General features: G+C 51.6%; 14 protein-coding genes and 6 tRNA genes. 16 read left to right on the top strand and 4 right to left on the bottom strand.

The window, feature by feature from the left end:
* Positions 1-36: 36 nt before the first annotated feature.
* The 3 genes from chiP to nagE all read right to left on the bottom strand — a co-directional run bounded on the left by chiP (position 37) and on the right by nagE (position 5813).
* Positions 37-1461, bottom strand: coding sequence for a chitoporin ChiP (gene chiP / locus ACT3RR_RS01295; RefSeq protein ID WP_485901574.1), 1425 nt, complete (start codon positions 1459-1461; stop codon positions 37-39).
* 544 nt (positions 1462-2005) lie between these two features.
* Positions 2006-3676 (bottom strand): glutamine--tRNA ligase, encoded by a 1671-nt coding sequence (gene glnS, locus ACT3RR_RS01290; RefSeq protein ID WP_353501347.1) that lies wholly within the window; start codon positions 3674-3676, stop codon positions 2006-2008.
* 181 nt (positions 3677-3857) lie between these two features.
* Entirely contained in the window at positions 3858-5813 is a 1956-nt protein-coding gene (nagE, locus tag ACT3RR_RS01285; protein WP_353501346.1) for a PTS N-acetyl glucosamine transporter subunit IIABC, read from the bottom strand.
* A gap of 345 nt (positions 5814-6158) precedes the next feature.
* On the opposite strand from nagE, the gene nagB reads away from it, so the two are divergent.
* The 11 genes from nagB to ACT3RR_RS01230 all read left to right on the top strand — a co-directional run bounded on the left by nagB (position 6159) and on the right by ACT3RR_RS01230 (position 13208).
* Entirely contained in the window at positions 6159-6959 is an 801-nt protein-coding gene (gene nagB / locus ACT3RR_RS01280) for a glucosamine-6-phosphate deaminase (protein ID WP_396130202.1), read from the top strand.
* Positions 6960-7106: 147 nt separating this feature from the next.
* Positions 7107-8246 carry an N-acetylglucosamine-6-phosphate deacetylase gene (gene nagA / locus ACT3RR_RS01275; RefSeq protein ID WP_353503922.1) on the top strand — a complete coding sequence of 380 codons (1140 nt, stop codon included), beginning with the start codon at positions 7107-7109 and terminating at the stop codon, positions 8244-8246.
* Between the two features lie 20 nt (positions 8247-8266).
* Positions 8267-9487: a DNA-binding transcriptional regulator NagC gene (gene nagC / locus ACT3RR_RS01270; protein WP_485901581.1), complete on the top strand. Its 1221-nt coding sequence runs from the start codon at positions 8267-8269 to the stop codon at positions 9485-9487.
* Positions 9488-9534: 47 nt separating this feature from the next.
* On the top strand, positions 9535-10287 hold the full coding sequence (locus ACT3RR_RS01265; protein ID WP_185688304.1) for an HAD-IIA family hydrolase: 753 nt from the start codon (positions 9535-9537) through the stop codon (positions 10285-10287).
* A 346-nt stretch (positions 10288-10633) separates the two neighbouring features.
* Entirely contained in the window at positions 10634-12295 is a 1662-nt protein-coding gene (gene asnB / locus ACT3RR_RS01260; protein ID WP_034788380.1) for an asparagine synthase B, read from the top strand.
* 231 nt (positions 12296-12526) lie between these two features.
* Positions 12527-12603: transfer RNA gene (locus tag ACT3RR_RS01255), tRNA-Met, on the top strand.
* 12 nt (positions 12604-12615) lie between these two features.
* A tRNA-Leu gene (locus ACT3RR_RS01250) sits at positions 12616-12700 on the top strand.
* A gap of 24 nt (positions 12701-12724) precedes the next feature.
* Positions 12725-12799: transfer RNA gene (locus tag ACT3RR_RS01245), tRNA-Gln, on the top strand.
* Positions 12800-12857: 58 nt separating this feature from the next.
* Positions 12858-12932: transfer RNA gene (locus ACT3RR_RS01240), tRNA-Gln, on the top strand.
* 84 nt (positions 12933-13016) lie between these two features.
* Positions 13017-13093: transfer RNA gene (locus ACT3RR_RS01235), tRNA-Met, on the top strand.
* A 40-nt stretch (positions 13094-13133) separates the two neighbouring features.
* Positions 13134-13208: transfer RNA gene (locus ACT3RR_RS01230), tRNA-Gln, on the top strand.
* A gap of 139 nt (positions 13209-13347) precedes the next feature.
* Here ACT3RR_RS01230 and ubiF read toward each other — a convergent pair.
* Positions 13348-14532 (bottom strand): 3-demethoxyubiquinol 3-hydroxylase, encoded by a 1185-nt coding sequence (gene ubiF / locus ACT3RR_RS01225; protein WP_353501343.1) that lies wholly within the window; start codon positions 14530-14532, stop codon positions 13348-13350.
* A gap of 214 nt (positions 14533-14746) precedes the next feature.
* Here ubiF and miaB point away from each other — a divergent pair, with 214 nt between their 5' ends.
* The 5 genes from miaB to lnt all read left to right on the top strand — a co-directional run bounded on the left by miaB (position 14747) and on the right by lnt (position 20525).
* Entirely contained in the window at positions 14747-16171 is a 1425-nt protein-coding gene (miaB, locus tag ACT3RR_RS01220; RefSeq protein WP_353501342.1) for a tRNA (N6-isopentenyl adenosine(37)-C2)-methylthiotransferase MiaB, read from the top strand.
* A 274-nt stretch (positions 16172-16445) separates the two neighbouring features.
* Positions 16446-17522 (top strand): PhoH family protein, encoded by a 1077-nt coding sequence (locus tag ACT3RR_RS01215; protein ID WP_496199587.1) that lies wholly within the window; start codon positions 16446-16448, stop codon positions 17520-17522.
* Positions 17519-18010, top strand: a complete 492-nt coding sequence (gene ybeY / locus ACT3RR_RS01210; RefSeq protein ID WP_396130196.1) for an rRNA maturation RNase YbeY — start codon at positions 17519-17521, stop codon at positions 18008-18010. Before ACT3RR_RS01215 ends, ybeY begins: the two co-directional genes overlap by 4 nt.
* A gap of 93 nt (positions 18011-18103) precedes the next feature.
* Positions 18104-18982 (top strand): CNNM family magnesium/cobalt transport protein CorC, encoded by an 879-nt coding sequence (corC, locus tag ACT3RR_RS01205; RefSeq protein ID WP_353501339.1) that lies wholly within the window; start codon positions 18104-18106, stop codon positions 18980-18982.
* A 7-nt stretch (positions 18983-18989) separates the two neighbouring features.
* Positions 18990-20525 carry an apolipoprotein N-acyltransferase gene (gene lnt / locus ACT3RR_RS01200; RefSeq protein ID WP_496199586.1) on the top strand — a complete coding sequence of 512 codons (1536 nt, stop codon included), beginning with the start codon at positions 18990-18992 and terminating at the stop codon, positions 20523-20525.
* Positions 20526-20858 lie beyond the last annotated feature (333 nt).

Raw genomic sequence — 20858 nt, 5'->3', positions numbered from 1 at the left:
ATTTCATTTTCATTATTTTTTACCCAGAGTCCGATATTAGAAAATAGTGAATGGCGCAATAACAATGAACTTCACGTCTTTCTCATCCTGGAAGATGTTGCCGTAGCCACCGCCCCAGCTTGGGATGTCGGAATGGTTGTCATACTGGGTATAGTGAAGCTTGAACAAGGTGCCTTTGGCACGGCCGCCTTGCACGGTGTAGAGCGCGTCGAGGCTCCACGCACTCTCTTTCAAACGCTGGCTCTGGTCGTAAATCGGGTTGGAGCTTGGTTTTGCATCCCACGCGTAAACGTAAGAACCGCCCACCGCGAAGCCCGGAAGATCCCATTTCGCCAAGTCATACAGCACGCCCGCGTACAATGCTTTTTCGCCGTTGGCGTTGAAGTCGGAACGGTTGTCCCACCACACGTCAAGACGGCCGTTAGAAGAAGAATACGTAGGGGTCATGCGTTGCAGGAAATAACCTTGGTTGCCATCCGCCTTAACCATGGTGCCTTCGAGGCGCCAGTTAAATTGCCCGGTGGTGTAGCCGAAGGTCAGCGCCTGCAACCAAGCCATGCCGTCGTACAGACTGTTTGGATCGTTGCTGTCGCCAATCTTGTCTTTCGAACCGTAGAACTGGTAGCTGGTAGTTAATGGGTTGCCCGCCAGCTCAAGTTTGTAAGAAGCCTTACCAAAATATTGGTCAACATAGTTCTCGGCTTGACCAAAAGCCGCTTCCAGCACGAAGTCATTTTTGAAGTCGTATTTGGCGCCCAGTGAATGAATGTAAGAGACGCCAGTAGTGCGGTCAGCACGGCGGAAATCATCCATCTCAAGGTGCCACGGGGATTTGTACTCGTCGGCCCACATGTAGGAGAAGCTCAGTTCGCCCGGGTCGCCAAAGTCATGTTTGTAGCCCGCTTCGGCACCGCGATAGGTACCCGGCATAAAGCTCCAGTGCGGCGCGATCAGCGTCTGGCCGGTTGGCTGGATGTAACCCGCGTGGCCCCAGAAACCGCCATATTTGAATTTACCCGCTGCTTTATACAGGCTGACCCCGCCTTTATCGCCAGAGTAATCTTCGTCATAAGCATGGTTGCTGGAGGAGAACGCGATTTCATTCGGGTGGCCGCTGTCACTGGCTTCGGCAAGCTCAACGGCGGTGAAGGCCGCCAGATCAATACCGAACATATCCCAAGCATAACCGGATGAGAAATCGAGGTTTAAGTTGGCCGTGGAGTGAGAAAGGTTGGTGGCGTATTTATTATAATCGGGGTTGTTTACCGTCACTTTGCTGCCGTCAGGACGGGTTTCTTCTTTGGTTTTATTCAGATCTTTACGGTCACGTTCACGCTGCCAGTAATAGATGCCGCCGGTGAGCGATGAATCATCAATAAAGCCTGCCGCTTGGGCGTCCGGCATACTCATCAAGCCACCGCCTAACAAGGTTCCAGCGAGCGCCAGAGAAATCGGTTTCATTCTTGCTCTTGGGTTAAGGCCAGCCGCGGCCCTACCCCTGTTAAATTGACTCAACATGGGAAATCCTCTTTTTGACTTGAAAGTTAACGCAAACCCAAACGGGTAATAGGCCAGTCGCTAATAGCAAACCAGCACTGTAAACAAGGTTTAGACTATTTTTCGCGGCGCGAATTATCAATCAGTAATTAAATACAAATATCAGAAACATGACAAAGTGCACATAAATATGTATTTATGTTACAAAAGGATGAAAAGGTTGAATTTAATTGAATTATTAAAAATAAATCATATAAATCAATAAATTAAATAACAATAAAACTCTAACAGTGTAATATTTCAGTGATAATTCATGAAAATGCATCAGCGATCACATATTTATCGGCAAGCATTAATTCGTGTTAAGAAATAAAATTTTGATCGTTTTTATGCTTAGCGTTTTGGATAAATAAAATAAAGAAGGGAATGAATGTGACTGAAGGGAAATTTTGGACATAAAAAAACGCAGCCAAGGCTGCGTTTTTAACAGGGTTAATCACTCGCGCGATTAAACAGCCGGTTTGCTTTCCCACGTATCACGCAGGCCAACAGTACGGTTGAACACTAAATGTTCTGCACTGGAGTAGCGGCTGTCGGCACAGAAGTAACCTTCACGTTCAAACTGCAGGCTCACTTCTGGCTGCGCGGCACCGAGGCTTGGCTCGACAAAACCTTGCGCAATCACCAGTGACTCAGGGTTAATGGTGGTCAGGAAGTCTTCAGCCTGCGCAGGGTTTGGCACGTTGAACAGGCGGTCATACAGGCGGAACTCGGCCGGTTTACCTTCTGTTGCAGAAACCCAGTGAATGACGCCTTTCACTTTGCGGCCATCGGCAGGATCTTTGCTCAGTGTATCAACATCATAGCTACAGAAGATGGTGGTGATATTACCTTCTGCATCTTTCTCAATACGCTCAGCTTTGATCACGTAAGCATTGCGCAAGCGCACTTCTTTGCCCAGCACCAGACGCTTGTACTGCTTGTTCGCTTCTTCGCGGAAGTCAGCCTGATCGATGTAGATCTCGCGAGTAAACGGCACTTCGCGGCTGCCCATTTCTGGCTTGTTCGGATGGTTTGGCATGGTCACCAACTGCACATCTTCACCGGTGAAGTTTTCAATCACCACTTTAACCGGATTGATCACCGCCATCGCGCGCGGCGCGTTTTCATTCAGGTCATCACGGATACAGGATTCCAGCGCCATCATTTCAACGTTGTTATCTTGCTTGGTGACGCCGATGCGGCGGCAGAATTCACGGATAGAAGCCGCAGTGTAGCCACGGCGACGCAGGCCTGACACCGTTGGCATGCGAGGGTCATCCCAGCCTTCTACAATCTTCTCAGACACCAACAGCTGCAGCTTACGCTTAGACATGATGGCGTATTCGAGATTCAGGCGAGAGAACTCATACTGACGCGGATGGCAAGGAATGGTGATGTTATCCAGCACCCAGTCGTACAGACGGCGGTTGTCCTGGAACTCCAGCGTACACAGCGAATGCGTGATCCCTTCCAGCGCATCGGAGATGCAGTGGGTGAAATCGTACATCGGGTAGATGCACCATTTGTCAGCAGTCTGGTGATGATGCGCGAACTTGATACGGTAAATCACCGGGTCACGCATCACGATAAATGGCGAAGCCATATCGATTTTGGCACGCAGACACGCCTTACCTTCAGCGAACTCACCGTTGCGCATTTTCGCGAACAGCGCGAGGTTCTCTTCCGGCGTACGATCGCGGTATGGGCTGTTTTTACCCGGCGCAGTCAGGGTTCCACGGTATTCGCGGATCTGCTCTGGAGAGAGTTCGTCAACGTAGGCCAAGCCTTTGTTGATAAGCTCAACGGCGTAGTCGTGCAATTGGTCGAAGTAGTTAGAAGAGTATTGAATCTCCCCGCTCCACTCGAAGCCCAGCCACTTAACGTCGTGCTTAATGGACTCAACGAACTCGATATCTTCTTTCGCTGGGTTGGTATCGTCAAAGCGCAGGTTGCATTGGCCCTGGTAATCTTGAGCAATACCGAAGTTCAGGCAAATTGATTTGGCATGACCGATATGCAAATAGCCATTAGGCTCAGGCGGGAAACGGGTGTGAACCGTGTTGTGTTTCCCGGACGCCAGATCTTCATCAATAATCTGACGGATAAAATTTGTTGGGCGGGCTTCAGCCTCACTCATTGTGCAATTCCTCTACGCGACATTGGCTCGAATGACTAACCGCATATGTTCCAACAAGCCACGTCGGGAAACAACCGTTAGTTACATAAAATAGAGGTTATCTGGGTTTGAAACAAAAAAACGGGAAGAGATGGCTCTCTTCCCGCCTTATTTACTGCATCACTGCGAGTTCAGTGGGGGATTACTTGGACTGAATCTCGAACAGTTTAGTTTGACCCGCAACGACTGAGCCGCTGGCTACTGCAACAACGCCTGAGTAATCGTCGATGTTGCTGACAACAACCGGGCTAATCATTGAGCGTGCGTTGGCGTTCAGGAATTCCAGATCCAGTTCAAGCACAGGCTGACCAGCAGTCACTGTCGCGCCCTCTTCAACCAGACGAGTAAAGCCTTTGCCTTCGAGGGCCACGGTATCAATACCCATGTGCACCACGATCTCAGCGCCGGTATCCGTTTCTAAGCAGAATGCGTGGTTAGTGTTGAAGATTTTCACCACGGTACCACTCGCCGGAGAAACCACGGTTTTGTCGGTTGGGCGAATTGCCACACCGTCACCTACCGCTTTGCTGGCGAACGCTTCGTCAGGAACCTGTTCCAGCGCCACGATGTCACCCGTAACTGGAGAAACCAGCGTTTCTACGGTTTTCTTCGCAACATTAGGTACAGCCTGAGCCACGGGCGCTACCGCTGCCGCAGCCGGAGCTACAGTGGCCGCTGATGCCGGGATTGGACCGCGAGCAATCTGTTTTTTCATCGCATCAGCCAGTGATTCGGCTTTAGCACCAACGATAACCTGAATACTTTGTTTGTTCAGACGGACGATACCTGACGCGCCCAAACGTTTACAGGCTGCATCATTCACCACACCGGCATCTTTAACAGTCAGACGCAGACGAGTGATACAAGCATCAATACCTTTGAAGTTGTCTGAACCGCCCAGTGCACCGATGTAGCTCAGCGCCAGCTGGTTCAAGCCTTCTTCAGTATTGCTATTAGCTTCTGGTTCCGTCACGGCTTCGCTTGGATCTTCGCGACCTGGGGTTTTCAGGTTGAACATACGAATGATCACGCTGAACAGCACGAAGTAGATGATGAAGAAGATAACGCCCATCACCAACAGCATCCAGACGTTCTTACTGGCCGCTGGCAGGTTGTACATCAACGCATAGTCGATGGCGCCCGCAGAGAAGGAGAAGCCAGCGTGGATACCCAGCGCGGTGGCGATGTACAGGCTGATACCGGTCAAAATCGCGTGGACTAAGTACAGCAGCGGAGCCAAGAACATGAACAGGAATTCCAGCGGCTCGGTAACACCGGTCAGGAATGCTGTTACTGCTACAGACACCAACATACCGCCAACTAATGCACGACGTTCTTTCGGCGCGGCGAAATACATGGCGAAGGCTGCACCTGGCAGGCCGAACATCATGATTGGGAAAAAGCCGGACATGAACATACCCGCAGTGGTATCGCCCGCGTAGAAGCGGTTGATGTCACCGTGGAACACGGTACCTGCTGCGTTGGTAAAGTCACCAATCTGGAACCATGCGATGGTGTTCAGAACCTGATGCAGACCCGTTGGGATCAGCAAACGGTTTACGAAACCGAAGATGCCCGCACCGAATGCGCCAGCGCCCACGATCCACTCACCGCCGGCGCGGATAGCATCCTGAACAGGAGGCCAAACGTAACCGAACAGAGCAGCAAGGATCAGACAGAAGAAGCCCGTTGCGATAGGAACGAAACGTTTCCCACCGAAGAAGCTCAGGAAGTCTGGAAGTTTGATATCAGACCAGCGGTTGTAAACCATACCGCCGACCAGGCCAGTGATGATACCCGCCAAGACACCCATATTGACTGCTGGGTTAATGGTGATCATTGCTTTGGTCAAAATGAAATAGCCGATACCGCCTGCTAAAGCAGCCGCACCCGCGTTGTCTTTTGACCAGCTAGACGCCACACCAATGGCAAAGATAAGAGCGAGGTTATCGAAGATACCCCCACCAGCTTGCGCAATAAACGGCATATTGAGCAGATCTGGTTGTCCAAAGCGCAGCAAAAGTGCCGCGACTGGCAACACAGCGATTGGCAGCTGAAGCGCTCTGCCTAACCGTTGAAAGAATCCAAGAATATTCACATTTCCCCCTAATTCGCCCTGTGAGCGAATCACCTAAGTAGTTTAATAAGTATGGTTACTACCTTTAAAATCTCATTCAACCAACTGCACTGCGGAGTGTAAAAAAAATATTTCGTATCGCAAATTAAAACCTCGCTTTTTGTGATAATTATCACCAAAAAACACTATTAACAGGCCACAACCCTAGGCAATTTGCAAAACTTATTTTATCATTAAAAAAATCTAGACGGCATTGTGCCTCTCCCGCATGTCATAGTTGGGTTACGCTTACAATGACGGACTTTTAAACACAGCTTTCAAATCCAATTCAAGTATATTCAAGTTCTGAAAACTAAGAGGTGTGTAATGAGATTAATTCCTTTAAATGACACTACTGAAGTCGGTAAGTGGGCAGCTCGTCATATCGTCGAACGTATCAACGCTTTCAAACCTACCGCTGACCGTCCTTTCGTACTTGGCTTACCTACTGGTGGTACCCCTCTCGAAGCTTATAAACATCTTATCGCTATGCATAAAGCGGGCCAAGTAAGCTTTAAGAATGTGGTTACCTTCAATATGGATGAATATGTTGGTCTGCCGCAGGAACATCCAGAAAGCTATCACACATTCATGTACCGTAATTTCTTCGACCATGTTGATATTCCACGTGAAAACATCAACCTGCTCAACGGCAATGCACCCGATGTAAACGAAGAGTGCCGCCAGTACGAAGCAAAAATTAAGTCTTACGGCAAAATTAACCTGTTCATGGGCGGCGTGGGCAACGACGGTCACATCGCGTTCAACGAACCTGCTTCTTCTCTGGCTTCACGCACGCGTATCAAGACCCTGACTCACGATACTCGCATCGCCAACTCACGCTTCTTCAACAACGACGTCTCTTTAGTGCCTAAATTCGCACTGACCGTTGGCGTGGGCACCCTGCTGGATGCCGAAGAAGTGATGATTCTGGTTACCGGCCATGCTAAAGCACAGGCGCTGGCTGCCGCGGTTGAAGGCAACATCAACCACATGTGGACCATCAGCTGCCTGCAGCTTCACGCAAAATCCGTAGTGGTATGCGACGAACCGTCCACCATGGAACTTAAAGTTAAAACTGTTAAATATTTCCGCGAGTTAGAAGCGGAAAATATGAAGAATCTTTGAATAAATAATTGATTCCCCACAATCATTCGAGTTGTGGCAAGGCGGCAACTGAAGTCACCCCTGGAGCTTACTGAAGTAAGTGACTGGGGTGGCTGAAGGCAGCCAACGCAGCCACGGCTTGAAGGATGCAGGGGAATAGGGGGTAGGATGTACGCACTGATTAATGGCCGCATTTATACTGGCCACGACGTTCTGGATAACCACGCGGTCGTCATTGCCGACGGCAAGATCGAACGTGTCTGTCTGGCAGCTAAACTGCCGGCGAATATGGAAACTCGCGATCTGGATGGCGCCAGCCTTGCCCCCGGATTTATCGATTTACAGCTGAACGGCTGTGGCGGCGTGCAATTTAACGATTCTCTGGAAGCAATTTCAGTTAAGACGTTAGAAATCATGCAGAAAGCCAACGAGAAGTCCGGCTGTACTAGCTATTTACCGACGCTGATCACCTGTAGCGATGACTACATGAAGCACGGGATCAACGTGATGCGCGACTACTTGAAAAAGTATCCGCATCAGGCGCTGGGCCTGCATCTTGAAGGGCCGTACCTCAGCCCGCTTAAGAAAGGCACCCATAATCCGGCGTTTATTCGCAAACCTGACAGCGCGATGATTGATTATCTGTGCGCCAATGCGGATGTCATCACTAAGGTGACGCTGGCACCAGAAATGGCCGAAGATAAGTATATTCGCCAACTGCGCGACGCGGGCATCATCGTTTCTGGTGGACACTCCAATGCCACTTATGAAGAAGCGCGCAAAGGCTTTGCGGCGGGTATCACCTTCACCACTCACCTGTTCAACGCCATGCCAGCCATTACTGGCCGCCAGCCGGGCTTAGTCAGCGCGATTTTTGATACGCCAGAAGTCTATACCGGCATTATCGTTGACGGCCACCACGTCGCCTGGGCGAACGTGCGTAACGCGAAAAAACTCAAAGGTGACAAACTGGTTCTGGTGACTGACGCCACTGCGCCAGCCGGTGCCGACATTCAAGAGTTCATTTTCGCAGGTAAAACAATATACTATCGTGATGGACTCTGTGTTGATGAGAACGGTGTACTGAGTGGTTCAGCGCTAACCATGATCGAAGCTGTACAAAACAGCGTTGAGCATGTTGGTATAGCTCTGGACGAAGCACTGCGCATGGCAACTCTGTATGCCGCACGTGCGATTGGCGTGGATGCGCAACTGGGCAGTATTGAAGCCGGTAAAGTCGCCAACCTCACCGCCTTCACCCATGATTTCAAAATCACGAAAACTATCGTTAATGGTGACGAAGTTTAATTGAGCGGATAAAAGTATTGATGACGACTGACGGACAGGCACAAATCGGCAACGTTGATCTGGTAAAGCAGTTAAACGGCGCGGCGGTTTACCGCCTGATTGATCAGCAAGGGCCAATATCTCGCATTCAGATTGCAGATCACAGCCAGTTGGCTCCCGCCAGCGTCACCAAAATTACTCGCCAGCTGTTAGAGCGCGGGTTGATCAAAGAAGTGGATCAACAGGCTTCCACCGGGGGCCGCCGCGCTATTTCGATTATCACCGAAACCCGCCCTTTTCATACTATTGCCGTCCGCCTTGGACGCAACGATGCCACCATCACGCTGTACGATCTCAGCGCGAAATCTATCGCCGAACACCACTACGCCCTGCCGGAACGCACCCAAGAGACGCTCGAGAACGCGTTGATTAAAGCCATTAAGGAATTTATGGAGCTTAATCAACGTAAAATCCGCGAGCTGATTGCTATCTCCGTCATCCTGCCCGGCCTGGTCGACCCTAATAAAGGTATAGTGCGCTACATGCCGCACATCAGCGTGGGCAACTGGAAATTGGTCGATGCGCTGGAAGAAATGTTCAAAGTCACCAGCTTTGTCGGCCACGATATTCGCAGTTTGGCTTTAGCGGAGCACTATTTTGGGGCAACCCGCGACTGTCAGGACTCCATTTTGGTTCGTTTACACCGCGGTACCGGTGCAGGGATCATCGTCAATGGGCAAATTTTCCTCGGCAGCAACGGCAACGTCGGCGAAATCGGCCATATCCAGATAGACCCGCTGGGCGAACGCTGCCACTGTGGCAACTTCGGCTGCTTAGAAACCGTCGCCGCCAACTCAGCCATTGAAAATCGGGTGCGTGCCCTGCTCACTCAAGGTTATCCGAGCAAATTAAGTCTCGAAGACTGTTCTATAACCGCGATTTGCAAAGCAGCGAATCGCAGCGACGGCCTGGCCTGTGAAGTGATCGAGCACGTCGGACGCCAGTTAGGCAAAGGCGTTGCCATCGCGATAAACCTGTTCAACCCACAGAAAGTGGTGATAGCCGGGGAAATTACCGAGGCAGAAAAAGTCCTATTGCCAGCGATTCAAAGCTGCATTAACACGCAGGTGTTGAAGGATTTCCGCCGTAACCTGCCGGTGGTGAAATCAGAGTTAAACCATCAGTCTGCTATCGGCGCCTTCGCGCTGGTCAAGCGGGCTATGCTCAATGGCGTGCTGTTGCAGCGTCTGATGGAAAATTAAGCCGTGCTATAGTTCGGGATTGCCAGAATGGATTGGATTAGGGACCTATGACTTTAAAAAACGTAATTTGTGATATCGACGGCGTACTGCTCCACGACAATACGCCGGTCCCGGGTGCAGATCTTTTCCTCGCACGCATCCAGGAACAGGGCATGCCGCTGGTTGTGCTGACCAACTACCCTTCCCAGACCGCGCAGGATTTAGCGAATCGCTTTACCGCCGCAGGTCTGGACGTCCCTGAAAGTGCTTTTTACACCTCCGCCATGGCAACGGCTGACTTTCTCAAACGGCAGGAAGGCAAGAAAGCCTATGTCGTGGGCGAAGGCGCATTAATTCACGAGCTTTATAAAGCAGGCTTTACCATCACTGATATCAATCCTGACTTTGTTATCGTCGGCGAAACCCGCTCGTATAACTGGGATATGATCCATAAAGCCGCCTTCTTCGTCGCCAACGGTGCGAGATTTATTGCCACCAACCCGGATAGTCATGGTCACGGCTTCTCGCCAGCCTGCGGCGCGCTGTGCGCCCCGATTGAAAAAATCACCGGCCGCAAACCTTTCTATGTCGGTAAGCCAAGCCCGTGGATCATTCGCTCTGCACTGAACAAAATGCAAGCACACTCGGAAGAAACGGTGATTGTCGGCGATAACCTGCGCACCGACATTCTGGCGGGCTTCCAAGCAGGTCTGGATACCATTCTGGTGCTGTCAGGCGTGTCGACCTTGAATGATGTGGAAGAGATGCCATTCCGCCCAACCTGGATCTACCCTTCTGTCGCTGATATCGACATTATCTAGTTTCACCCGCTTCCCCTGCTTTCTCACGTCTGGTCATTCGACCAGACGGACTTCTACCACTTGTCGCTATTTTCTTTTCATTCCCCATTTTTGCCCACAGCTCAAATCAGCGAGAAAAATTGCATATTCCGCAATTTAAATAGCCCTAAACTGAAAATCCATCAAAGATCTGACCTACCTCAACAACTATTTTTCAGAAGAATGCTAAACCACTTGCACAGATGAGGGGTTTTGTCGCATTTTCTTAATCAACCGCGCAGTAAAGCCGAACCTTTAATGAGAAATCGGCAAAGCGTAAAGCAAACACAACAAAATAATCGTTTATAAGTGGTCAGGAGAAACAGATATGTGTTCAATTTTCGGTGTGCTCGATATCAAGACCGACTCCGCTGAGTTGCGTAAGAAAGCGTTGGAGTTATCCCGTCTGATGCGCCATCGCGGCCCGGATTGGTCTGGCGTTTTCGCTAGCGATAAAGCCATTCTTTGCCACGAGCGTCTGTCGATTGTCGACGTGAACAACGGCGCACAGCCGCTGTACAACGCCGCGCACACCCACGTATTGGCCGTTAACGGTGAGATCTACAACCATCAGGCACTGCGCGCTGAGTTAGGCCACCGTTACGAGTTCCAGACCGAATCTGACTGTGAAGTGATCCTCGCGCTTTATCAGGAGAAAGGGCCAGAGTTTCTCGACGAGCTGCAAGGCATGTTCGCCTTCATTCTGTATGACACAGAAAAAGACGCCTACCTGATTGGTCGCGACCATTTGGGCATCATCCCTCTTTATTATGGTCACGATGAGCACGGCAACCTGTTCGTTGCTTCTGAAATGAAGTCGCTGGTGCCGGTGTGCCGCACCATTCAGGAATTCCCTGCGGGCAGCTTCCTGTGGAGCAAAGAGGGCCAAATTCGCGAATACTACCGCCGCGACTGGTTCGATTACGACAACGTTAAAGACAACCCAACGGACGCGGCCGCGCTGCGCGACGCGCTGGAAGAGTCAGTGAAAAGCCATCTGATGTCCGATGTGCCTTACGGCGTGTTGCTATCCGGCGGTTTGGATTCCTCGGTGATTTCCGCCATTACTAAGAAATTCGCCGGTCGCCGTATCGAAGATAAAGACCAAAGCGAAGCCTGGTGGCCACAGCTGCACTCCTTCGCCGTCGGCCTTGAAGGTTCTCCTGACCTGCGCGCCGCACAGGCCGTGGCTAACCATTTGGGCACCGTGCACCATGAAATTCACTTCACCGTGCAGGAAGGTCTGGACGCCATTCGTGACGTGATTTATCACATCGAAACCTATGACGTGACTACTATCCGCGCGTCGACCCCGATGTACCTGATGTCGCGTAAAATCAAAGCGATGGGCATCAAGATGGTGCTGTCCGGTGAAGGCGCAGATGAAGTGTTGGGCGGCTACCTTTACTTCCATAAAGCGCCAAACGCCAAAGAGTTCCACGAAGAAACCGTGCGTAAGCTGCTGGCCCTGCACATGTATGACTGTGCTCGCGCCAACAAAGCGATGTCCGCATGGGGCGTCGAGGCTCGTGTGCCATTCCTCGACAAGAAATTCCTCGACGTGGCGATGCGCATCAACCCGAAAGACAAGATGTGCGGCAACGGCAAGATGGAAAAACATATCCTGCGCGAGTGTTTTGAGTCTTACCTGCCACACAGCGTGGCATGGCGCCAGAAAGAACAGTTCTCTGACGGCGTAGGTTATAGCTGGATTGATACCTTAAAAGAGGTCGCTGGGCAGCAAATTACTGACCAACAGCTCGAAACTGCACATTTCCGCTTCCCGTATAACACGCCGGGCTCCAAAGAAGCGTATCTGTACCGCACCATTTTTGAAGAGCTGTTCCCAGTACCAAGTGCAGCAGAGTGCGTTCCGGGTGGCCCGTCGGTAGCCTGTTCTTCTGCTAAGGCGATTGAGTGGGATGAATCCTTCAAAAACATGAACGATCCGTCCGGTCGTGCTGTAGGCGTTCACCAGTCCGCCTACTAATTTGCAGAAATAACCGGGTTTTATTTTCGATTAACGGGCCTGCTATGGCCCGTTTTTTCGTCACAAAAGCCAATAAAAATAACGTGTTTTGCTGAATTTATCGCCACACTGGTTATAAGCCAGACAAATGATTGCTCTAAGACATTTTTCGTCAAAAAAGTGGTTGACGCAAAACGGCCAACTACGCATAATGCGCCCCGCAACGCCGATGAAGGTTGCAAGAAAAAAGATGGCTACGTAGCTCAGTTGGTTAGAGCACATCACTCATAATGATGGGGTCACAGGTTCGAATCCCGTCGTAGCCACCAAACTTTTTTCATGCGGGAGTGGCGAAATTGGTAGACGCACTAGATTTAGGTTCTAGCGCCGCAAGGTGTGCGAGTTCAAGTCTCGCCTCCCGCACCATTTCCTGATATCGGTAAGCACAGTTGGGGTATCGCCAAGCGGTAAGGCACTGGTTTTTGATACCAGCATTCCCAGGTTCGAATCCTGGTACCCCAGCCATTTTTTCTTGTTTTATCTTTGATATTGCATGAAAAAATACAATTTGAAGTAGTTTTATTGGGGTATCGCCAAGCGGTAAGGCACTGGTTTTTGATACCAGCATACCCTGGTTCGAATCCAGGTACCCCAGCCATACTTCTTATTGGCAAGCGATTGAAATTTATTATTAAGTTAATCAAATCAGCGCTTGAGTTTTAGAGTTAAGTCAGTAAAATTTGGCTACGTAGCTCAGCTGGTTAGAGCACATCACTCATAATGATGGGGTCACAGGTTCAAATCCCGTCGTAGCCACCATTTTATTGTCTGCATGAGTGTTTTAGTAAAGCAGTTCTTTTGGGGTGTCGCCAAGCGGTAAGGCTCTGGTTTCTGATACCAGCATACCCAGGTTCGAATCCTGGCACCCCAGCCATATTTAGAAAAGCTCGCTTAGGCGGGCTTTTTGCTTTGTATTGCATCCCCTTCATACTTCGAGCTGCAGATGCGTTGGCTGCGCTCGGGTACCCGAATCACTTACTGATGTAAGCTCATCGGGCTGTTGCTTCTTGCTGTTAAATCCCTAACGCATATTTCAGCGCTTTGGTTTTGAGTGCGCCTGCGCGTTGGGCGGTCATCAGGGCCAGATTGCGCAAGATCTTCACCGGCGGTAAGTCATTGCTGAAGGCGGTGTAGAACAGGTCCATGCCGCTCTGCATCAGTAAATTATCCAGACGGCGCTGGCGCTGATACCTCAACAACACGCGCTCTTCAAACCACTTCTCTTCGCTTTCGCGCGCTTTCTTCACCACGTCGAGCAAAGCCTCTACGTCGCGATAGCCCAGATTAACGCCCTGCCCGGCCAGCGGATTGATGGTATGCGCGGCATCTCCGACCAATACCAGACCTGGCAACACGTAGCGCTGCGCGTGGCGGCGAACCAGCGGGAATGAACCCGAGGAGAGCGCCTTAACAGGCCCTAAGCGACTCGGGAAGGCACGGCTGACCTCATCCGTTAGCTGCTTCATGTTCAGCGTCTGCAGATAGCGAATACGCTGCGGGCTGTCATACCACACTAACGAGGCGTTATTGCCAGACAGCGGCAAGAAGGCTCTCGGGCCTGAAGGGTAAAACTGCTGCCAAGTGGTGTCTTGATCTGCTGACGCCGTTTCCACATTAATGAGCATGCAGTTTTGGCGATACTGCCAGCCATCGACGCCAATCCCCGCCAACTGACGCACCAGCGAGTTCGCACCATCGGCAGCAACCACCAGTTGGGTTTTCAGGACTTCTCCCGTGGTGAGCTGCAACGACCAGCTTTTATCATCGTGCTGCAACAGGTGGCGAAGCTTGGACGGGCAAAACAGAGTCAGGTTCAGCAACGCATCAAACTGCTGCCACAGGCCGAGCTGCAAGACGCGGTTCTCAACCATAAAGCCCAGCTCTGACAAACCGAGCGAGGAGGCGTCGAAACGCACTTCAGAACCCTCGTTTTCCCAAGTTTCCAGACGACGATAAGGCGTCAATCTCATGCTTTCGATAGCAGTCCACGCGCCAAGGCTTTGCAGGAAACGCACCGAGGCGCAGCCAATGGCCGAAATACGCAGATCAATTGCCGCGAGAGCGTCGAACTCAGCCGGGCGCTGGTTTTCAATCAGGGCCACGCGAAGGCCCTGTTGGGCCAGCCCTAGCGCCGCCGCGGCTCCCACCATGCCACCACCGACGACGACCGCATCAAAGGATTTTTCAGAAGGGTTCATTTTCATCCAGCTTGATAATGGAATTCATTCCCTGAATGATACCGGATTTTTATGTTGGTATCAGAACCTAAGCTGTTTAACTGCACTGGTCACCACTGGAGCGAGGGTTTACAATACGCCCCTGGACGTCACCGTCGCCCGAGCCCGTGGTTCTGCTCTTCAGCACGGACACAGATATAACGCTTTTCTACCCGCATTGAGTAATGACAAGTCGATGATTAAAAAACTGCACATAAAGACCTGGGGCTGCCAGATGAATGAATATGATTCATCTAAAATGGCCGACCTGCTCGAAAGTACACACGGTTATCAGCTGACCGACGTCGCTGAAGAAGCAGATATTCTGTTGCTGAACACCTGTTCTATTCGGGAAAAGGCTCAGGAAAAAGTGTTCAGCCTGCTGGGCCACTGGAAATTACTCAAGAAGAAGAACCCTGACCTCATTATTGGCGTGGGTGGCTGCGTGGCGTCACAAGAGGGCGAAATGCTGCGCCAGCGTGCGCCTTGCGTCGACGTGGTCTTCGGCCCGCAGACCCTGCACCGCCTGCCGGAAATGATTAACCACGTGCGCGGCACCAAAAGCCCCATCGTCGATATCAGCTTCCCTGAAATCGAAAAATTCGACCGCCTGCCAGAGCCGCGTGCCGAAGGCCCAACGGCGTTCGTCTCCATTATGGAAGGCTGCAACAAGTACTGTAGCTTCTGCGTGGTGCCCTACACCCGTGGTGAAGAGGTCAGCCGCCCAAGCGACGACGTGCTGTTCGAAATCGCCCAATTAGCCGCTCAGGGCGTGCGCGAAGTCAACCTGCTCGGCCAGAACGTCAACGCCTATCGCGGCGCGACCTATGACGGCGGCGTTTGCAGCTTCGCAGAGTTACTGCGCCTGGTGGCGGCAATCGACGGCATCGACCGCATCCGCTTCACCACCAGCCATCCGGTCGAGTTCACCGACGATATCATCGAGGTGTACAAAGACACCCCGGAGCTGGTGAGCTTCCTGCATTTGCCTATCCAGAGTGGCTCCGACCGCATTCTGACCATGATGAAGCGCCCGCACACCGTGCTGGAGTACAAGGCTATTATCCGCAAACTGCGCGCGGTGCGCCCTGATATTCATATGAGTTCCGACTTCATCATTGGCTTCCCCGGTGAAACCAACGACGATTTCGAGAAGACCATGAAGCTGATTGCCGAAGTAAATTACGACGTCAGTTTCAGCTTCATCTACTCCCCTCGCCCCGGTACGCCTGCGGCGGACATGGTGGATGACGTCAGCCTCGAAGAGAAGAAACAGCGTCTGCAAATCCTGCAAGACCGTATCACTCAGCAGGTGGTGCGCTTTAGCCGCGCAACGCTGGGTACGGTGCAACGCATCTTGGTGGAAGGCACGTCGCGCAAGAGCATTATGGAGCTGACCGGGCGTACCGAATGCAACCGCGTGGTGAACTTCGAAGGCACGCCGGACATGATTGGCAAGTTCGTCGACGTTGAAATCGTTGATGTTTATGCCAACTCGCTGCGCGGCGTCGTGGTGCGTACGGAAGACCAGATGGCGCTGCGTCTGCACGAATCGCCACAGTCGGTCATTGCCCGTACTCGCAAAGAGAATGAGATTGGCGTGAGTCTCTACCAGCCATAATCTGGCAGCCCATAAAGGCTTAGATCCCGCAACAGGACGCTTCGGCGTCCTGTTGGTTTTTACAGTTTTTAGTCGAAAACTCCCCTATCAGAACAGTGATAAGGTTTAATTTTTCGAGACAGGCCGCATATTGTCACTAAGGTGTACGCCATCCCGTGGCTAACAAGGCATATTTTGCCAAGGGCATGTATTATTAACCAAGGTATTGTGAGTTTTATTGGTGTGAGCAACGCCAGCTAAGACGACAAAAGTCAGACACATCAACAGGTCCTTCGTGGCCCAGAGGAAAAGTTTGAACGTTGTAACACAAGAGATTTTGCTAGAGCCCGAAGACAATCAGCGTTTGCTGAGCCTGTGCGGGCCGTTTGATGACAACATCAAACAACTGGAACGTCGGTTGGGCGTCGAAATCAACCGTCGTGATAACGCCTTTAAACTGGTAGGAAAAAGTCTGCCTGTGACCGCCGCGGTCAATATTCTGCGTGATTTATACGTGGATACCGCGCCGCTGCGGGGAGAAACTCAGGATATCGATCCTGAGCAAATCCATCTGGCCATTAAAGAGAGCCGCGTGCTGGAACAGACCGCCGAGAGCGTGCCTGACTATGGCAAAGCGGTGATCATCAAAACCAAGCGCGGCATGGTGAAGCCACGCACGCCAAATCAGGCGCAGTACATCGCCAACATCCTCGACCACGATATCACCTTTGGTATCGGTCCTGCGGGTACGGGTAAAACCTATCTCGCCGTGGCGGCGGCCGTCGATGCTCTTGAGCGTCAAGAAGTGCGCCGCATTCTGCTGACCCGCCCTGCTGTTGAAGCCGGTGAAAAATTGGGCTTCCTGCCGGGCGACCTCAGCCAGAAAGTTGACCCTTATTTGCGCCCGCTGTATGACGCGCTGTTCGAAATGCTCGGCTTTGAGAAAGTGGAAAAGCTGATTGAGCGCAACGTGATTGAAGTCGCCCCGCTGGCCTACATGCGCGGCCGTACGCTCAACGACGCCTTTATCATTTTGGATGAAAGCCAGAACACCTCGATTGAACAGATGAAAATGTTCCTGACGCGCATTGGTTTCAACTCCAAAGCCGTGATCACCGGCGACGTTACCCAGATTGACCTGCCGCGCCACCAGAAGTCTGGCCTGCGCCATGCTATCGAGGTGCTTTCGTCGGTTGATGAACTTAGTTTCAACTTCTTCCATAGCGAAGACGTGGTCCGTCATCCCGTGGTAGCCCGTATCGTGGTAGCCTATGAGGCTTGGGAAGAAGAAGATCAAAAACGTCGCGATGCTATTGCTGAACAACGTCGTCAGGAATCTCATCAGCCGCCGTCACAACAGGTTAATCAATGACTCAGGTTATTCTCGATTTGCAAATCGCATGTGAAAACAGCGAGGGTTTACCCACGGAAAGTGATTTCCAAAAATGGCTGGACGTCGTCCTGCCACAGTTTCAGGAAGAGTCAGAAGTGACCATCCGTTTGGTTGATGAGGCGGAAAGTCACGAGCTGAATATGACTTATCGTGGTAAAGACAAATCGACCAACGTGTTATCCTTCCCGTTCGAGGCTCCGCCGGGTATGGAATTGCCTCTGCTGGGTGATCTGGTCATCTGCCGTCAGGTAGTTGAAAAAGAAGCTCAGGAGCAGCAAAAAGAACTGCTGGCGCATTGGGCGCATATGGTTGTTCACGGCAGTCTGCATCTGCTAGGGTATGACCACATCGTCGATGAAGAAGCCGAAGAAATGGAGTCCATCGAGATAGAAATTATGCAGAGTCTGGGTTATCCGGACCCGTATATTTTCATTGAAGATGACGAGAAAGACGACATTCGAGACTAGCGTTAACGCCTCCCCCATCGCCACAAGCCTTGGGGGACTTCCGTTTCTGTTAGTTATTATTTCCCTTTATATGAGTAAATTTAACCAAACGCCATGAGCGATGACCATTCACAAAATAGTGATAGCCCCAGTCCCAAGAAGGGCTTCTTTTCCCTTATTCTCAGCCAGTTATTTCACGGTGAACCAAAAAACCGTGGCGATCTGGTCGAGCTGATCCGTGATTCCGAACAAAACGACCTGATCGATCCCGATACCCGTGACATGCTGGAAGGCGTGATGGATATCGCCGAGCAGCGCGTTCGTGACATCATGATCCCGCGTTCGCAAATGATCACGCTTAAACGCAACCAGCCGCTGGAAGAGTGTCTTGACGTCATCATTGAGTCAGCGCATTCACGCTTCCCGGTGATCAGCGAAGATAAGGACCACATTGAAGGCATCCTGATGGCCAAGGACCTGTTGCCGTTCATGCGCACAGAATCCGAACCCTTCAGCATTGATAAAGTTTTGAGAACCGCCGTGGTGGTGCCGGAAAGCAAGCGCGTTGACCGCATGCTGAAGGAGTTCCGCTCACAGCGTTACCATATGGCTATCGTGGTCGATGAGTTCGGCGGCGTATCTGGTCTGGTCACTATCGAAGACATCCTCGAGCTCATCGTGGGTGAAATCGATGACGAGTATGACGAAGCGGAAGACTTAGATATCCGCCAGCTCAGCCGCCACACCTATACCGTCCGTGCGCTGGCGCCTATCGAGGACTTCAATGAAGTCTTCCAGACCAACTACAGCGACGATGAAGTCGATACCATTGGTGGCCTGGTGATGCAGTCGTTTGGTCATTTGCCAGCACGTGGCGAAACCATTGAAATTGACGGTTACTTGTTCAAAGTTGCCATGGCCGACAGCCGACGTATTATTCAGGTTCACGTAAAAATACCGGACGACGCGCCGCAACCGATATTGGAAGAATAATTACTCCATGGCAATTGCCTCTTTATACCAACGCCAGCGGGTTCGCATCCTGCTGGCGCTCTTATTCGGTGCCTGTGGCACCCTGGCCTTCTCCCCTTACGATCACTGGCCCGCGGCACTGGTCTCCCTGTTTGGTTTATTCGCGCTAACGCTGGATCGCCGTCCGGCTCAGGCTGCGTGGATAGGCTTCTTCTGGGGGATGGGTCTGTTCGGCAGCGGAGTAAACTGGGTGTACGTCAGCATCGCCACCTTTGGCGGCATGCCGGAAGCCATCAACCTCTTTTTAGTGGTGCTGCTGGCGTGCTACCTGTCGCTCTATACTATGCTGTTCGCCGGCTTGCTGGCGCGACTGTGGCCGAAAACCACCTGGTGGAAGCTGGCTCTGGCCGCCCCTGCCCTGTGGCAAATCACCGAGTTTCTGCGCGGTTGGGTGCTCACTGGCTTCCCATGGCTGCAGTTTGGCTACAGCCAAATTGATGGCCCGCTGAAAGGCCTGGCCCCTATTGCCGGGGTCGGCAGCATTACCCTGCTGCTGACCTCCATCAGCGGCCTGCTGGTTTACGCGGTCTATCAGCGCAAGATTATTGCGGCAGTGGTGGCTTTCGCCTTGCTGCTATTGCCTCTGTCGTTGCGCGGCGTGCATTGGTATCAACCGCAAGAGCAGAAGAAAGTCGACGTGGCGCTGGTGCAGGGCAACATCCCGCAGTCCATGAAATGGGACCCGAAAGCCTTAGTCAGCGCGCTGCAAACCTATATGGACCTTAGCCGGCCTTATTTGGGTAAAGCGAAGATGATTATCTGGCCGGAATCAGCGATTTCGGACATTGAATCTGACCAGCAGCAATTCCTGACCATGATGGATGATCTGTACCGTTCGCAAGGCTCCCAGCTGGTGACCGGCATCATTGACGCGCGTCGCACCAGTCAGGATATGCATGTTTATAACAGCGCCATTGTGCTTGGTGGCGATAAGCCTTATCGCTACCCGGACAGCAACCGTTTTGATAAACACCATCTGGTGCCTTTCGGCGAATTTGTTCCGCTGGAGGCCATTCTGCGCCCGTTAGCCCCGTTCTTTGACCTGCCAATGTCCGGTCTGAGCAGCGGCGCCTATGTGCAGAAGCCGCTGATGGTTAGCGGGATGAATCTGACCACCGCCATCTGTTATGAAATCGTCTTTGGCGAGCAAGTGCGGGATAACTTCCAGCCTGATACTGATTTCCTGCTGACGATCTCTAATGATGCCTGGTTCGGTCACTCAATCGGTCCGTGGCAGCACTTCCAAATGGCCCGCATGCGCGCCTTGGAATTGGGCCGACCTCTGCTGCGTAGCACCAACAATGGCGTGACGGCGGCGGTAGACGCCAATGGCGATATGATTGCTGAATTGCCGCAATTTACTCGTCAGGTGCTGAATGTGGAAGTGACGCCAACCACTGGCATTACGCCATATGCACGCTTTGGCTGGTGGCCGACGTGGATCCTCACGATGCTGCTGGCGGGCATCTCGCTGTTCTTGAATCAGCGACATAAACGCCAATAAGCTTCGCAATACCTCCTCTACGGGTGCCAAACGGCGCCCGTTTTTTTTGCCATAAATTCTCCTAATCAATACCCCACTGGCACGTTTATTGCTTTATCTCTATGAAAGCTATGCTTTTACTTATTTTTACTAAGACGGTGCACCATAGTGGAACCAAACGTTTAAAAAACATACTCATACGCGGTGCATGAATGTTTTCTTGCATTGATTTGGTGCGTGTCTCGTCTCAAAAAAGAAACATTGTGGTTTCATTATCTTCACATTCAGCTATTTTCGATGCTGAGTAAGTTCGAATTGGCTATGAGCTTTACGATTCATAAGTGCTTCCTGATC

Source organism: Ewingella sp. AOP8-B2-18, from assembly GCF_052376015.1.
Lineage (GTDB): Bacteria > Pseudomonadota > Gammaproteobacteria > Enterobacterales > Enterobacteriaceae > Ewingella > Ewingella allii.
This window is presented reverse-complemented; position numbering and strand designations above follow the sequence as displayed.

Excerpts from the sequence above, each read along its gene's own strand:
- nagA (WP_353503922.1), top strand. The coding sequence starts at position 7,107 with ATGTACGCACTGATTAATGGCCGCATTTATACTGGCCACGACGTTCTG.
- chiP (WP_485901574.1), bottom strand. The coding sequence starts at position 1,461 with ATGAAACCGATTTCTCTGGCGCTCGCTGGAACCTTGTTAGGCGGTGGC.
- miaB (WP_353501342.1), top strand. The coding sequence starts at position 14,747 with ATGATTAAAAAACTGCACATAAAGACCTGGGGCTGCCAGATGAATGAA.
- nagC (WP_485901581.1), top strand. The coding sequence starts at position 8,267 with ATGACGACTGACGGACAGGCACAAATCGGCAACGTTGATCTGGTAAAG.
- lnt (WP_496199586.1), top strand. The coding sequence starts at position 18,990 with ATGGCAATTGCCTCTTTATACCAACGCCAGCGGGTTCGCATCCTGCTG.
- ybeY (WP_396130196.1), top strand. The coding sequence starts at position 17,519 with ATGACTCAGGTTATTCTCGATTTGCAAATCGCATGTGAAAACAGCGAG.
- corC (WP_353501339.1), top strand. The coding sequence starts at position 18,104 with ATGAGCGATGACCATTCACAAAATAGTGATAGCCCCAGTCCCAAGAAG.
- ubiF (WP_353501343.1), bottom strand. The coding sequence starts at position 14,532 with ATGAACCCTTCTGAAAAATCCTTTGATGCGGTCGTCGTCGGTGGTGGC.
- asnB (WP_034788380.1), top strand. The coding sequence starts at position 10,634 with ATGTGTTCAATTTTCGGTGTGCTCGATATCAAGACCGACTCCGCTGAG.
- nagB (WP_396130202.1), top strand. The coding sequence starts at position 6,159 with ATGAGATTAATTCCTTTAAATGACACTACTGAAGTCGGTAAGTGGGCA.
- ACT3RR_RS01265 (WP_185688304.1), top strand. The coding sequence starts at position 9,535 with ATGACTTTAAAAAACGTAATTTGTGATATCGACGGCGTACTGCTCCAC.
- glnS (WP_353501347.1), bottom strand. The coding sequence starts at position 3,676 with ATGAGTGAGGCTGAAGCCCGCCCAACAAATTTTATCCGTCAGATTATT.